At 62.4% G+C, this 14,491-nt stretch carries 12 protein-coding genes; 11 read left to right on the plus strand and 1 reads right to left on the minus strand.

Going from position 1 to position 14,491, the window contains the following annotated elements; translation table 11 throughout:
- Positions 1 to 25 precede the first annotated feature (25 nt).
- A complete protein-coding gene (locus tag ABIB91_RS30320; RefSeq protein ID WP_354169933.1) occupies positions 26 to 1,219 on the minus strand; it encodes a CaiB/BaiF CoA transferase family protein in 1,194 nt (397 codons plus the stop codon).
- Between the two features lie 342 nt (positions 1,220 to 1,561).
- On the opposite strand from ABIB91_RS30320, the gene ABIB91_RS30325 reads away from it, so the two are divergent.
- The 11 genes from ABIB91_RS30325 (at position 1,562) to ABIB91_RS30375 (ending at position 14,490) form a co-directional block, all read left to right on the plus strand.
- On the plus strand, positions 1,562 to 3,895 hold the full coding sequence (locus ABIB91_RS30325; RefSeq protein WP_354169935.1) for an NF038122 family metalloprotease: 2,334 nt from the start codon (positions 1,562 to 1,564) through the stop codon (positions 3,893 to 3,895).
- Positions 3,896 to 3,938: 43 nt separating this feature from the next.
- The gene (locus ABIB91_RS30330) at positions 3,939 to 4,154 is read left to right on the plus strand and encodes a sugar nucleotide-binding protein (RefSeq protein ID WP_354170082.1); all 216 of its coding nucleotides are present in this window, start codon (positions 3,939 to 3,941) and stop codon (positions 4,152 to 4,154) included.
- Positions 4,155 to 4,280: 126 nt separating this feature from the next.
- The gene (locus ABIB91_RS30335; protein ID WP_354169937.1) at positions 4,281 to 4,673 is read left to right on the plus strand and encodes a hypothetical protein; all 393 of its coding nucleotides are present in this window, start codon (positions 4,281 to 4,283) and stop codon (positions 4,671 to 4,673) included.
- A gap of 759 nt (positions 4,674 to 5,432) precedes the next feature.
- A complete protein-coding gene (locus ABIB91_RS30340; RefSeq protein WP_354169939.1) occupies positions 5,433 to 6,980 on the plus strand; it encodes a lipopolysaccharide biosynthesis protein in 1,548 nt (515 codons plus the stop codon).
- A gap of 3 nt (positions 6,981 to 6,983) precedes the next feature.
- On the plus strand, positions 6,984 to 8,822 hold the full coding sequence (asnB, locus tag ABIB91_RS30345; protein ID WP_354169941.1) for an asparagine synthase (glutamine-hydrolyzing): 1,839 nt from the start codon (positions 6,984 to 6,986) through the stop codon (positions 8,820 to 8,822).
- Positions 8,823 to 8,824: 2 nt separating this feature from the next.
- Positions 8,825 to 9,913 (plus strand): glycosyltransferase family protein, encoded by a 1,089-nt coding sequence (locus tag ABIB91_RS30350; RefSeq protein WP_354169943.1) that lies wholly within the window; start codon positions 8,825 to 8,827, stop codon positions 9,911 to 9,913.
- A 113-nt stretch (positions 9,914 to 10,026) separates the two neighbouring features.
- Positions 10,027 to 10,647, plus strand: coding sequence for an acyltransferase (locus ABIB91_RS30355; RefSeq protein ID WP_354169945.1), 621 nt, complete (start codon positions 10,027 to 10,029; stop codon positions 10,645 to 10,647).
- 79 nt (positions 10,648 to 10,726) lie between these two features.
- Positions 10,727 to 11,659 carry an NAD-dependent epimerase/dehydratase family protein gene (locus ABIB91_RS30360; protein WP_354169947.1) on the plus strand — a complete coding sequence of 311 codons (933 nt, stop codon included), beginning with the start codon at positions 10,727 to 10,729 and terminating at the stop codon, positions 11,657 to 11,659.
- Complete coding sequence (locus tag ABIB91_RS30365; protein ID WP_354169949.1) at positions 11,652 to 12,827, plus strand: glycosyltransferase family 4 protein; 1,176 nt, start codon at positions 11,652 to 11,654, stop codon at positions 12,825 to 12,827. Before ABIB91_RS30360 ends, ABIB91_RS30365 begins: the two co-directional genes overlap by 8 nt.
- 137 nt (positions 12,828 to 12,964) lie before the next feature.
- The gene (locus ABIB91_RS30370; RefSeq protein ID WP_085360014.1) at positions 12,965 to 14,026 is read left to right on the plus strand and encodes a Gfo/Idh/MocA family protein; all 1,062 of its coding nucleotides are present in this window, start codon (positions 12,965 to 12,967) and stop codon (positions 14,024 to 14,026) included.
- On the plus strand, positions 14,023 to 14,490 hold the full coding sequence (locus tag ABIB91_RS30375) for an acyltransferase (RefSeq protein ID WP_085360012.1): 468 nt from the start codon (positions 14,023 to 14,025) through the stop codon (positions 14,488 to 14,490). Before ABIB91_RS30370 ends, ABIB91_RS30375 begins: the two co-directional genes overlap by 4 nt.
- Position 14,491 lies beyond the last annotated feature (1 nt).

The following is a 14,491-nucleotide window of genomic DNA, read 5'->3' on the forward strand; positions in this document are numbered from 1 at the left end:
ACGCGTCCGTCTGTTGTGAGTGGGCCTATACTACTTTGGCTTCTTTGAGCCGCGCAATCTCATCCGCGCCGAAGCCGAACTCCTTCAGCACTTCCTCGGTCTGCTCGCCGAACTCTGGCGGCCGCGCCACCATCCTGCTCGGCGTGCGCGACAGCGTCACGGGCTGGCCGACCAGGCGGATCTCGCGACCCTCGTCATTCGGCACCTCCTGCGCAATGCCGAGATGCTTGACCTGCTCGTCTTCGAACATCTGGTCGATGGCGTAAATCGGCCCGCAGGGCACGCCGGCCTCGTTGAGTTCGCGGACCCAGGTCTCGGTGGACTTCGTCAAGGTACGCTTCTCGATCTCTGCAGTGAGCGCGTCGCGGTTCTTGGAGCGGGCCGGCGCGGTCAGATAGTCGGGATGGCTGTAGAGTTCCGGCGCGCCGATCGCCTGCGCGCAACGCTCCCAGATTCGGCCGCCCGTAGTGGCGATGTTGATGTAGCCGTCCGAGGTCTTGAACACGCCGGTCGGAATGCTGGTCGGGTGGTTGTTACCGGCCTGCTTTGCCACTTCCTTCTCCATCAGCCAGCGTGCGGCCTGGAAGTCGAGCATGAAGATCTGGGCCTGCAGCAGCGAGGTCTGCACCCACTGGCCCTTGCCCGAGACCTCGCGTTCCAGCAGTGCGGTGAGGATCCCCATGGCACAGAATAGACCGGCGGTGAGGTCGGCGACCGGAATGCCAACCCGCATCGGCCCTTCGCCCGGCGCGCCGGTGATCGACATCAACCCGCCCATGCCTTGCGCGATCTGATCGAAGCCCGGCCGCTTGTGGTAGGGCCCGTCCTGGCCGAAGCCGGAGATGCTACCGTAGACGAGGCGCGGATTGATCTTGGCGAGGCCCTCATAATCGATACCGAGCTTCTTCTTCACGTCCGGGCGGAAATTCTCCACCACGACGTCGGCCTTGGCGGCGAGGCGCTTGAACACGCCGAGCCCGCGCTCGTCCTTGAGGTTCAGCGTCATCGCCCGCTTGTTGCGATGCAAATTCTGGAAGTCGGAGCCTCGCCGCGGCCCGCCCGGCTGCTCGCCGCCGGCATCCTCGGTCAGCGCGTCGATCTTGATCACGCTCGCGCCCCAGTCCGCGAGCTGTCGCACGCAGGTGGGCCCGGACCGGACGCGGGTCAGATCGAGCACGGTGAACCGCGACAGGGCTTGGGAGGCGTGTGGGACTGGCATTTTCGGGGGCTCCGAGAGGGCGGGGTGATACCGCAGTCCTCTGTGATCGGGCAAATCAAGCAGAAATTCAATGGCCGAAGGCTGATACTCGAGCAGTACCGACGGAGTTCCGGCCGGATCCCGCAACGTCCCGGTAATTGCGCGGATTGGCGCGCAGTCTAGTATGTATAGATCCTTTGCGCCGTCGGTCGTATTTGCCGGTTCCGTCGAAACTGGAATTTAACGCCGCCAGGTCAATCCTTGTACTCCAGGCATGATATTGCCGGTATCGAGCGTAGCGATTCGTTGCTAGTCAGGCTTTCGACGACTCCGACTGCTGCGACCCCAAGTCGAGATCAGACGATGAGAAGCGCATTCGCCCAAGACAATCTTTCTGACGATCCGTTTTACACGGTCGCGGGCAACAGCATTCAGGGGAGCTACATCCCCGCCACAGCGGGAGGCTCGACATCGGGCGGCTCCACATCCGGCTCGATCACGTCGGTCACCGCGGGCGGCATCACCATCAACCTGATCCTCGATGCAGCGGCACAGGCGGCTCCGGCCAGCTTCAAGAACGGCTTGCAGGAGGCCGTTGCGATCCTGGCCGCGAACATCACCGACAAGATCACCGTCAACATCAACATCGACTATAGCGGCACGGGCGGGGGCGCCGCAGCCGGCCCGGACAGCGGCTTTTATGAAAGCTACGCGTGGACCCGCTCGGAGTTGATCAACAACGCGAGCGTCGGCGACACCACGTTCAACAGCTTGCCGGCCGGCACAACGGTTCAAGGACAGACGAACGTCGCAGTCTGGAACGCGCAGCTCAAGCTCTGGGGCGTCATTGGCGCCAATGACACCACGACCGACGATGCCAGCGCGAATTTCTCCACGGACATCAATTCCAACCTGCTGGTGGGCGTCGCGCTGCACGAGTTGACCCACGCCATGGGCCGTGTGCCCTATGGTTCGGCGCCCGATGTCTTCGACCTCTACCGCTTCACGAGTCCCGGCGCGCGTCTGTTCCAGGGCGGCGCGACTGCGCCGGCGGCGTATTTCTCGCTTGACGGTGGCGCTACCAAGGTCGCCGATTACGGCCAGAACTCCGACCCGAGCGACTTCCTCAATAGCGGTGTGCAGGGGCCCAACGATCCGTTCAATGAATACTATACCGGCACTACCATTCAAGGGTTGACGGCCATCGACCTCAAGCAGCTCGACGCGCTCGGATTTCATCTGGCGACCAGCTCGCCGACCACGGTCGAGTCCTACGGTTCGACGAGCCTGGTGCAGGCGGGAAGCAACTACTTCATGAACGCGACCGCCGGCGGCGCTGGTCCTTCGCTGAAGTTTGGCGGTGCGCCGGTCACGGTTCAAATGTGGGCGGGATGGGCGCCCATCGGGGCGGAGCAGACGGGCGGTGGCTACGATGTGGCATGGAAGAATGCGGGCACCGGGCAGTACAATATTTGGACCACCGACTCGAACGGTAACTACATTGCGACCCCGCTGAGCTTCGTCTCCGGCAGCAATGCTGTATTACAATCCTACGAGCCGATCTTTCATCAAGATCTCAACCGCGATGGCATCATCGGTGTCGGCAATGTTGCGACGGCAACGATCGAGTCCGCCGGGGCGACAAGTTTGGTCCAAGTTGGAAACGATTATTTTCTCAATCCTGTGGCGGGTGGAACGGGACGGGAGCTTGTGTTTTCGGCGGCGCCGGTCATTGTCGGCATGTGGCCAGGGTGGGCGCCGATCGGGGCTGAGCAGACGGGCAGCGGCTACGATGTGGCGTGGAAGAATGCGAGCACCGGGCAGTACAATATTTGGACCACCGACTCCGACGGTAACTACACTGCGACCCCGCTGAGCTTCGTCTCCGGCAGCAATGCTGCACTACAATCGTACGAGTCCATCTTTCATCAAGATCTCAACGGCGATGGCACCATCGGTGTCGGCAATGTTGCGACGGTGACGATCGAGTCCGCTGGGTCGACCAGTTTGGTCCAAATTGGAAGCGATTATTTCCTCAATCCCGTGGCGGGTGGAACGGGACCGGAGCTTGTGTTTTCGGGAGCGCCGGTCACTGTCGGCATGTGGCCAGGGTGGGCGCCGATCGGGGCTGAGCAGACGGGCAGCGGCTACGATGTGGCGTGGAAGAATGCGAGCACCGGCCAGTACAATATTTGGACCACCGCCTCGAACGGTAACTACACTGCGACCCCGCTGAGCTTCGTCTCCGGCAGCAATGCTGCACTACAATCGTACGAGTCCATCTTTCATCAAGATCTCAACGGCGATGGCATCATTGGTGTTCCTTCGGCGGCTCAAAGTTTCGCCGCAACCGCACAGAGGACCGATGAAGCCTTCTTATTCCGTTCCGCGAGTGGATTGAGCCCGGGCGGGAAATTCCCCTTGCCTGCGGTGGTCTCAGTCGGAGCCAACGATGGGTTTGTTTTTGGTGACGGTCCGACCGGTGGACATGCGGTCTTGGCGAGCTCGGCCGGATTGCAGGCGAGCGGAGATCTCTACACCCACGCTTCCGTGCTGCAGGACGTCATCTTCGCTAACCTTCATGATCCATCCGACGTCGCGCGCTTGCAATCCGCTGTCGCTGTTCCGACGTCGGATGTCCTGAATCAGGCGGAAAGCCATCGGGCAGAACTGCTTCACGGCTACTTCATCGCCTAGCAACAACACTTCGTCTAGTGCACGGCAATCGCCCACGCACGCGATTCTTGAGTCTTTGCGGTCTCGCGGCGTCTCGCTGAAGGCAACCGAGGTGATACCGATCGCAAGCTCGGAATACCACTCCAAGGTGACGCGTCCGACCAATTCCCGGTTGGACTTAACCTGCCTCATGGAAGCCTACGGCATTCAGCCTCCCTCATGGGAGCGCCCGCTTGCGGAAGAGCTCGACGCGCTCGGACCTCTCCACTTCGCCCGATGATGGCGCACGCGGCCAGGAACGACCCCTAGCACTATAAACTGCAGCGAATTGCCGCGCTCTTGGCATCGGCGTCCGCCCAGGCCAAGCGACCCGGTCCCTCGTGGAGACCCGCTGTGGGCAGTGCGTTTGTCCGCGCTGACTGCGACCCAAGAGCGTCCGATCTTCTCGGCGTCGCGACGGCCGCTGCCGCGCGTGGTCGCCGCGATGCCGGTCGAGGAGGTAGCCGCGCCGCCGCCGAAGTCGGCCGAGACGCTGCCGCCGTTGGTCCTGCTCGGGGCCGTGGTGGGTGAGGGCGATGCTATCGCAATCTTGCTCGACAGCACCGATCAGAAGGTCATCCACCTGCGCCAGGGTGAATCGCGGGCCGGTTGGTCCCTGAGCTCGGTTCAGTCGCGCGAGGTTACGATTAAGCAGGGCGATCGGAGCGAAGTGCTTGCGCTGCAGCGGCCGGATACGCCGGCGGCTGCACCTCCGTGCGCGGTCTTGCGGGCGTCCCGCCCGGCACCGCCGGAGGGCTGACCATGCCGGCGGCCGGCAACACGTCTTTTGTCCCGTTCATCCCGTTCGACGCCGAAGAACGGCGAATCCGACGGTCTCTGATCCGGGATCGCGCGGGCCATCTGCTGCCGATCTTCCTGCAAGCGGGGCGCCCGTCCTACGCCTCAAAGGGGGCATTGCCGGAGAGGCGGTGGCTCCGCAGTCCCTGTTCGGTGTAGAGCTGTGTCTCTCGACCGGGACAAGGCCGGTACCACGGATCAATTCCCTTGCCTGAGCCTTCCATCCGCCCGAGCGCCTCGACCGGCTTGCAAGTTGATGCGTCCGTCAAGGATGCCGGGCATGGGAAGATGGAAGTTGCCGGCCGCCGCGGGCGGCTCATTCACGGGTGGTCGGCAAATCTGGTGCAGATGCTGCTCGGCCTAAGCCAGCAGCTCCTGCTGTTTCCGGCCTTCCTGCATTTCTGGTTCGGTAAGACGTCGCCGGCCTGGCTTGCGATTTATGCCGCCGGCAGCCTCGTCGTTGTCCGAAGATGCCAGCTTGCCGGTGCGCCATCAACCGGCTCCTCGGTTTTAGGTCCTGCGGTTGTGAGCGCGCCGCCCGGGCACCAGCGGCGCGCTGATCTGCGGTGCAACTTAAGTGCTGGCGACCATTGCTTAGCCCCCCCAATCGTCTTAAGACCGCCTTCGGAAGCTTCGTCCCCTGTCTGGAGCCGCTTTTCTGGTTGCAGGAATGGACTGATGACCGCGCGCGAGAAGGCATGGCCCTAACGGTTGGAATTGCGTGAGAAAAGGTTCGTCCGATCTGCTTGGAAATTCGGCTTGGAACGCAATGGCGTTTGTGGTGGCGGTAGCGCTCAACCTGGCCATCTTGCCGTTCGTCGTGTTTCGCCTTGGCCCGGCTGCATTCGGCGTCGCGGGGCTGGTCACTGCCTGCATTGCGCCGGCGCTGGTGTTCAGCAACTCGCTGTCAATGTCGACGGCGCGCGAACTTGCGCAGCGGTTGGCGAAATCCGATCGCCACGATGCGCGAAGGATGTTTGCAACCGCGATGGCGTTGGCGATCGGTGCAGGCATCTTGATTGCGGCTTTCTATGCCTTCGCCGGCGCGCCGCTCGCGCGCCTTGGATTTCATCTCAGCGGACCGGTGGGCGACGATCTCGAGCGCGCCTTTGCATTGGCGAGCTTCGGCTGGCTATGCCAATGCTTGTCGGCGGTTCTTCTCACGCTGTTCACGGCCCGTCAGGATTATCGGCGGATTGCGTCCATCAGTATCATCAGTACCGTTACCGCGACCGCATCCATGCTGCTCCTCGTCCCGTCCGCGCCGCATGCGTCGACATTTCTCGGCTGTCAGGCACTGGGCTTTGCGGCCAGTCTGCTCGCGACCCTCGGTTGGTCTCGCCATGCGGTGGGGGAATGGCTGGCGCGACCGGCTTTCCATCGCGACGCGTTGCGACGGCTGTTCCAGCTCGGCGGTTGGCAGCTGGCCGCACAGGGCGGTGGACTGTTTGCGGCGCAGGCGGACCGATATCTGCTTGGCGCGCTCCTGCAGCCGCAATTCGTCGGATTCTATGGCGTTGCGCAGCGCCTCGAGGAAGCCGTGTACATCGGAGTCCTGAAGATGGGCGAGACCCTGTTTCCGTTCTTCAGCTCGCTGCACAAGGAGGCGGAAGACCGCAAGGTCGATCTGCTGTTCCGCTCGTCCTGGATCCTGAACCTGCTTGCTGCGAGCGCGCTTGGCGCGCTCATCCCCGTCGCCGGACAGTTGCTCCATCTCTGGACCGGCGCCGAAATTGCGGCTGGAGCCGAGAACGTACTCGTGGTGCTGTCGATCGCCGGCATATTGGGATCGAGCGCCAATGTTCTTGCGTTCTATTTGCTGGCGCAGGGGCGCTCGCAGGCCAACGCGCTGATCTCTCTCTGCACGGGTGTCGTTACGCTTGCAACCAGCTTGATCGCGTTGCCGCGCTTTGGTTGGCAGGCCGCAGGCTGGAGCGCTTGTGTCGGCATGATCGCGCAGATGATTACGACCGTCATCCTGGTTTGGCGCAGTGTCAGGATCGCCCGAATATGGTCGCGCGTGCTCCATTTCATGCTGATGCCGCTTGGCGTCGGGATCCTGGTTGCACTGGCCCTTCGCTATGGCTTCGGCCATGTTGCATTCGATTCAGCGCCGGCATGGTGGTCTGTCGGCGGTGTCGCATCCTTGTCGGCAGCGAGCATCTTTGTCTTTGCAGTCGGTGCCTCGCAGCTCGGCCCCTACCGGGCCATGTGCTGGCGCGACCTCTGCGTCATCGTTGGCCGTTTTGTGCCCCTCAAGGCTGTCTAGGGAATGTGCGGAATTGCTGGCATCGTGAATCTTCGCGGCACGGCCGTTCCGCCGGAGGACATCTCGCGGCTGACCCATCTGATCGCGCATCGTGGTCCGTTCGGTGAGGGAACCTGGTTCAGCGTCGACCGAAGTCTGGCGTTCGGCCACCGCCGCCTTGGAATCATCGATCCCGGCGAGGGTGGCCGTCAGCCGATGCTCTCCGCCGATGGCCGCCACGTGATCGTCTTCAACGGCGAGATCTACAATTTTCTCGAATTGCGCCGGGAACTCGAAAAGCGCGGCGCGATCTTTCGCACCCAGTCGGATACCGAGGTGATCCTCGCGGCCTGGCAGGCCTGGAGCGAGGACATGCTACAGCGTTTCAACGGCATGTGGGCGCTAGCGATCTTTGATACCGTCAGCGGCGAATTGTTTCTGGCGCGAGATCGTTTCGGCATCAAACCGCTGTTGTACGCCTTGTCGTCCGAACGCCTCGTTTTCGCGTCCGAGCAGCGTGCGCTGGCGCGCAGCGGATTGATCGATGCGTCGATCGATACCGATGTGGCACGACGTCTGTTGCTCGACGCCTTCGGCATCGAGGGGAGCGAACGGACACTGTTTCGCGACGTGCGCCGGCTGCAGGGCGGTCACTGCATGTGGCTGCGCCAGGGTAAGGTGGAGGTCCGGCGCTGGTGGCGCACCGTCGACCATCTGCCGAACATACCGCCCACCGAAGCCGAACGCGTGGATCGTTTTCGCGAGTTGTTCCAGGACGCCGTGGCCTTGCGGATGCGCAGCGATGTCCCAATCGGAACGTGCTTGTCCGGAGGCTTCGATTCCTCAGCGGTGATCTGCGCGATGGCGGCGCATGAGAGGGCCGGCATGGGACCGCGCGACAGCACCGCATGGCGGCACGCTTTCGTCGCGACGTTCCCGGGCGCTGCCAACGACGAACGGCCGATGGCCGAGGTCGCGGCCGCCTGGGCCAGCGTCGCGCCCACGTTTCTCGAAATCGGGCTCGGAGATGCGTTGACCGATATCGACCAGATCCTGGACGACAATGACGACGTCTATATCGGGCTGCCCAGCGCCGCGTGGCTAATCTACCGGGAGCTGAGACGCCACGACGTGACGGTGTCGCTGGATGGCCATGGCGCGGACGAGCTGATGGGCGCTTATTTGCAGGACGGACAAGCGGGCGCCTTCCGAATCCGCAACGCGGCGGCCGACCTTGCCTCCCGCTCGGCGCTGGCGCGGCGCGGCGTCGATCTCGCGCGTGCGTTGACGGTCAGGGCCCGAGGACACTACTTCCTGCGCGGCGGTCTGTTGAACGTTCCCGACGAGCTGCCGCTGGTCGCCGAAGGCGACGAGTTGCCGCGCGAATGGGGTGCCTTGAATCGCCGACTCTACCGCATGTTCCACAGCACGGTGCTGCCCACCATTCTGCGCAACTACGATCGTCTTTCGATGGCTCACGGTATCGAGGTCCGCATGCCGTTCATGGACTGGCGCCTGGTGACCTATACGATGGCTCTGCCGGAATCGAGCAAGCTGTCGGACGGCCACACCAAGGCCGTCGCGCGGCGGGCAATGGCCAACCTGATGCCGGAATCGATCCGTACCGAGCGACGCAAGGTCGGCTTCAATTCGCCGATGCCGGAGTGGCTCAACGGCCCGCTTGCCGGCTGGATTACAGCCTTGCTCGAGTCCAAGGTCCCGGCATTCGCCGAGTTGGTCGATGAAGCCAGCCTATCGGCGACGGTCGGCCGCTTGACCGCGGCCAAGGCGTGGGACTGGGAGGCGGCCGGCCGGATTTGGCCGTATCTTAATATGAAGTGGACGCTGGCAAGGTACGCCTAGATATGCGGGTTTTTCAGAACTGCGGTCTCACGAGTTCGTACCTCGCGCGACTGGATCGCCTGGCACCAGAAGGCTTTAGCTTTCAGGCGCGACGCAGCGCCTTTCTGAACGATCGGTTCGGCGCGCTTCACTTTCTGCAACCTGTGCTCGACGGTGATGCGAGCGCGTTTCTGACCTGCGCCAACGATAGCCGTCTACAAGGCCGGTGGGCACGCGAACATGGTGTTCGTTCGGGAGCCGCGCCCGAAGACATCCTGCTCGCGCAGATCGAGCAACACAGAACCGAAGTGCTCTACAATCTCGATCCAGTGGCGTTTCCGAACTCCTTCGTTCGCAGGCTGCCTGGCTGCGTGAAGAAGACACTCTGTTGGCGCGCGGCACCGTCGGGAAACGCAGACCTGACGGCCTACGGCGCGGTGCTCGGAAATTTCCCGTCGATTCTGCAGTCATGGCGCGACAAGGGGTGCCGGGCGGAATGGTTTTCGCCCGCAATAGATCCTGCAATGAGCGATTACGTACAGGATGACCGCCCCATCGACGTGCTGTTTGTCGGCGGCTACTCGCGGCATCATTCGGCGCGAGCAAGAACGCTCGAGAAGGTTGCTGCTCTCGCGGGAAGCCGACAGATCGTTTATTGTCTTGACTCGTCGCGTTTGACAAGACTTGCGGAGAGTTCGGTCGGCTACCTATTGCCGCTCAAAAAGTATCGGCGACCAAAGATAGTTGCGGGGATCGCCAAGCCGCCGCTCTTTGGGAGAGAGCTCTACGAATTAATCGGACGGTCCAAGATCGTCCTCAATGGGGCGATCGACATGGCAGGCCAGGATCGCGGCAACATGCGTTGCTTCGAGGCGATGGGGTGCGGTGCGCTGCTGGTTTCGGATGCTGGCCACTATCCCGAGGGAATGGTCGCTGACGAAACGATGCTGGTATACCACGATGAGAAGGAGTGTCTTGAGCAGATCGAGCGAGCAATCTCCGACTGGACCCACGCACGGCAAATAGCCATGAACGGCCGAATTCGAGTCAATGAAGTCCACACTAAAGCGCGTCAGTGGGGCCTGTTTCAGGCTATCGTAGCTCGTCTCTAGCCATTTGACGCATCGCTTCGAATGTCGTCCATTGAAGATCGAAGCCTGATTTTTGGGAGGTGTCCTGTGCGTTTTCGGGCGAAGGCGTCGGCGCCATATAAGAGGAAACCTTGATGTTCAGCCTCGCCGAGCTTGCGCGCCCCTGCGCAAGATTCATTGACGGGGTTAATCTCCATTTGCTCGCCCAACGGCTCATCGGGCGTGCCACCTGCCGTTTGCAAGAGGGCGCTTTTCTGGCTCACTGCGCAAGGATCAGGAACGCGCTTGGCGATAGCAATAAGATTGCCATCGGCCCCCATTCGCATATCAGGGGCGAACTGATGGTTCTTGGTCACGGCGGCCGGATATCAATTGGAGAATGGTGTTACGTGGGCGTGGGCACGCGGATTTGGTCGGGCGCGTCGATCCAAATTGGCAATCGGGTCCTGATCTCACATGCAGTGAATATCTTCGACAATCTCTCGCATCCAATCAAGGCTAGCGAGCGGCACGAGCAGGCCAAGCAGATCTTTTCGAGGGGCCACCCCAGAAAGGTTTTTCTTGATGATCGTCCAATTAAGATAAGTGATGACGCCTGGATCGGCGCCGGCGCGATGGTCATGCGCGGCGTGACGATTGGGGAGGGCGGGATCGTAGCCGCAGGAGCGGTTGTCACCAAGGACGTTCCGGCCTACGCGATTGTTGCCGGAAATCCCGCAACCGTCGTCAGGGAGTTGTCTCCGGATGAGCGATGAGACAATCAGCAAGGCATCAGATCGGAAGCCGATCCGGCTTGCTGTTCGAAATGCCGCTAGTTGAGCATAAGAAAGTTCGATGTCCATCTGGGTCACAGGCGCTAACGGGTTCATCGGCCGCCATCTCGTTCGTGAGCTGGCGAGGACCGGCAATGTCCTTCATGGCGTCGGGCACGGTGCGCTGGACCCATCCGAAGCGCGCCGGCTCGGCCTGCAGACCTGGATCAATGGCGAGGTTGATGCAGCCAATCTCAACATGCTCGCGGCGGCGCATGGGCTTCCCTCGCGGATCTTCCACCTCGCTGGAGGTTCGTCCGTCGGGTTGTCGGTAGAGCGGCCCTTCGAGGATTTTTCGCGTACCGTCGCCAGCACGGCGCGCCTCCTGGAATGGCTCCGCAGCTTTGCGCCCAAATGCCAGTTGGTTGTCGTCTCGAGTGCGGCTGTCTACGGGGCCGACCATGCCGGCCCGATCTCCGAGGACGCCACGCTGACGCCGATGTCGCCCTACGGCGAGCACAAGCTAATGATGGAGCAACTGTGCAGGAGCTACGCGCGTAGCTACGGGATTCGTTGCGTCGCCGTGCGATTGTTTTCGGTCTTTGGACCGAACCTGCGCAAGCAGTTGCTTTGGGACATTTGCTCGCGGCTCAGCGCTGGAGAGGCCCCGCTCACGCTCGGCGGGACGGGCGCTGAAATACGGGACTGGACCGACGTGCGCGACGTGGCCCGATTGCTGGTGCAGATGGGGGAGAGTTCACAGCAAGAGCGTTTTCGTGTGATCAATGGCGGTTCCGGGCGGGGCACAAGCGTGGCCGACATTGCTCAGGGCATCATCAGGAATTGGGGAGGCGACACCATGGTCCACTACTCCAAGGTCGCGCGGTCGGGAGATCCGACAAGCCTGCTTGCCGACGACAGACGTCTGCGTGACATGAAGTTCGAGTGGCGGATTCCGCTTGAATGGGGACTCGCCGATTACGTGGAATGGTTCAAGGGTCAGATTGGTGGCTGAGCCGGCGCTGCGGGTCGCTTTCACAAATATTCCCTCGCGCCTGTGGGCGGGTGGGCACAACTATCAGCGCAACCTCTTCGAGGTGCTGAACCGCTATCGTCCCGGCGCGATCGCGCCGGTGTTGTTCGCCGGCGCGAAAGATGATGCCGCCGAGGTAGCGGCCTACGCACGAATCCCGGGCGTGCAAGTGGTCCAGTCGCCGGTATTCGATCGCGCCGGTAGCAAGCTCTTCAGCGCGCTCACGCTCGGACTCGACAAACCTGCGACCGCACTGTTCCGCGATCGCAACATCGACATGGTGTTCGAATCCGCCCGATTCTTCGGTTGGCGCCTGCCGTTTCCCGCGATTGCATGGTTTCCAGATTTTCAGCATCGACTGTTGCCGCATCTCTTCTCCAATGCCGCGTATTGGCGTCGCGAGTTCGGTTTCCGGGTTCAGATCGCATCGGGCCGCCACATCATGTTGAGCAGCGCGAGCGCGCTTGGCGATCTCAGGAAATTCTATCCCGCCATGACTAAGGGCGTCTCGGTGGTGCGCTTCGCCACCGCGCCTCCTTCGGATCTGCTTTCGGCCGATCCTGTCGATGTCATCTTGCAATACGACCTGCCGCAACCGTATTTCTACCTGCCGAACCAGTTCTGGCGGCACAAGAACCACGAGCTCGTCGTCGATGCGCTTGATCTGGTGAAACGGCGCGGGCTTGATGTCATCGTTGCGGCTTCGGGCAGCACTTACGATCCGCGCGAGCCCGACTATTTCGAAAGCGTGATGAGGCAGGTCAAGGACCGCGGTCTTGTTTCGAACTTCCGCCATCTCGGCATGATCCCGCTGAACCACGTTTACGCACTGCTACGGGCATCGGCAGCGCTCATCAACCCGTCGAGGTGCGAAGGATGGAGCACGACGGTCGAAGAGGCAAAAGCGTTTGGCGTTCCGATGCTCCTGTCCGACCTCGACGTTCACCGCGAGCAGACCGGCGGCGCGGCGCAATATTTCGGCGTCGATGACGCCCAGGCATTGGCCGATCACATCCTGAATGTGGCCCAGTCGGCTCGGGCCCCGGTCGTTCGGGAGTTGCAGCCGGACCTCGAGGACCGGGTTTGCGCTTTCGTCGCCGATTTCGTGGGGCTTGCCACGGATGTGATGCGCGGCGCAAGGACCAGATAGCTTCGATCTCATGGGCGCGAATAGGGTTGCCGCATCGGTGGAATGTCTTGATTCGACCCAGCTTTTGTTAATATAGGTCAAGCCGGATTGTGCGCTTGGAGCCCGCTGTTTCGGGCGCTCACGGAAACCGAGGTCCCATGATCAGATTTGGCCTGCTCGGATGCGGGCGCATCGCCAAGCGCCACTCCGACTTGCTGGGGGGCAACCACATCGAGGGGGCAGCCCTCGTCGCGGTCTGCGATTCCGAGCGCGCGCGCGCCGATGCGATCGCCGCGAGGTTCGGCGTCGCCGCGCATTACGAGATCGACGATCTGCTCGCGCGCAAGGATATCGATGCCGTTGCGGTCCTCACCCCGAGCGGCCAGCATCCCCAGCATGCGATCGCCTGTGCGCGCGCCGGAAAGCACGTCATTGTCGAGAAGCCGATGGCCCTGCGGTTGCAGGATGCCGACGACATGATCCGCGCCTGCGACGAGGCCGGCGTCAAGCTCTTCGTCGTCAAGCAGAACCGCTTCAACGTCCCGATCGTTAAGGCGCGCGAGGCGCTCGATGCCGGCAGGTTCGGCAAGCTCGTGCTCGGCACCGTCCGCGTCCGCTGGTGCCGGGATCAGGCCTATTACGACCAGGACGCCTGGCGCGGCACCTGGGCTCAGGACGGCGGCGTGCTCACCAATCAGGCCAGCCATCACATCGACATGCTGGAATGGTTCTTCGGTGACGTTGTCAGCGTCCACGCCCGCAGCACCACCGCGCTGGTGAAGATCGAGACCGAAGATACGGCGGTGGCGACACTGAAATTCCGCAGCGCCGCGCTCGGGATCATCGAGGCCACGACCGCTGCACGGCCCGCCGATCTCGAGGGCTCGCTCTCGATCCTCGGCGAGAAAGGCACGGTCGAAGTTGGCGGCTTCGCCATGAACCAGATCCGGCACTGGCGCTTCGTCAACGAGCTGCCGACGGACAAGGAGGTGATCGAGAAATTCTCGGTCAACCCACCGAACGTCTACGGCTTCGGCCATCAGGCGTATTATCAGCACGTGGTCGAGTGTCTCGCTGATCGCGGCGCGGCACTGGTCGACGGTCTTCAGGGTCGCAAGAGCCTCGAGCTGATCTCCGCGCTTTATGAATCCATCGAGACTGGGCAGGAGGTGTCGCTCCGTTTCGTGCCGCGTCGCAGCCGGCTGGGTGTCGCCCCGTGAACGATCCCGAGCGCCACCAGGCCGGTATCCGCGACGTCACGTTCGGCGCCGGCGTGAAGGTCGTCGAGCCCTGCAATCTCTACGGCTGCAAGATCGGTGACGGCTGTTTCATCGGGCCGTTCACCGAGATCCAGAAGGACGTCGTGATCGGCGCCCGCACGCGCGTGCAATCCCACAGCTTTGTCTGCGAGCTCGTCAGCATCGGCGAGGATTGCTTCATCGGCCATGGCGTGATGTTCATCAACGACACCTTTGCGAGTGGCGGCCCGGCCCGCGGGCGGAAGGAATTGTGGCGCGAGACCCGGATCGGCAATCGCGTGTCGATCGGGTCGAACGCGACGATCATGCCCGTGACGATCGCCGAGGACGTCGTGATCGGCGCCGGATCGGTGGTGACCAAGGATATCACCATTGCCGGCACCTATGCTGGCAATCCGGCCCGGCTCCTGACCTTGCGGGAATAAC

The sequence above is a fragment of the Bradyrhizobium sp. JR4.3 genome (genome assembly GCF_040547695.1).
In the GTDB taxonomy this organism is placed as follows: domain Bacteria; phylum Pseudomonadota; class Alphaproteobacteria; order Rhizobiales; family Xanthobacteraceae; genus Bradyrhizobium; species Bradyrhizobium canariense.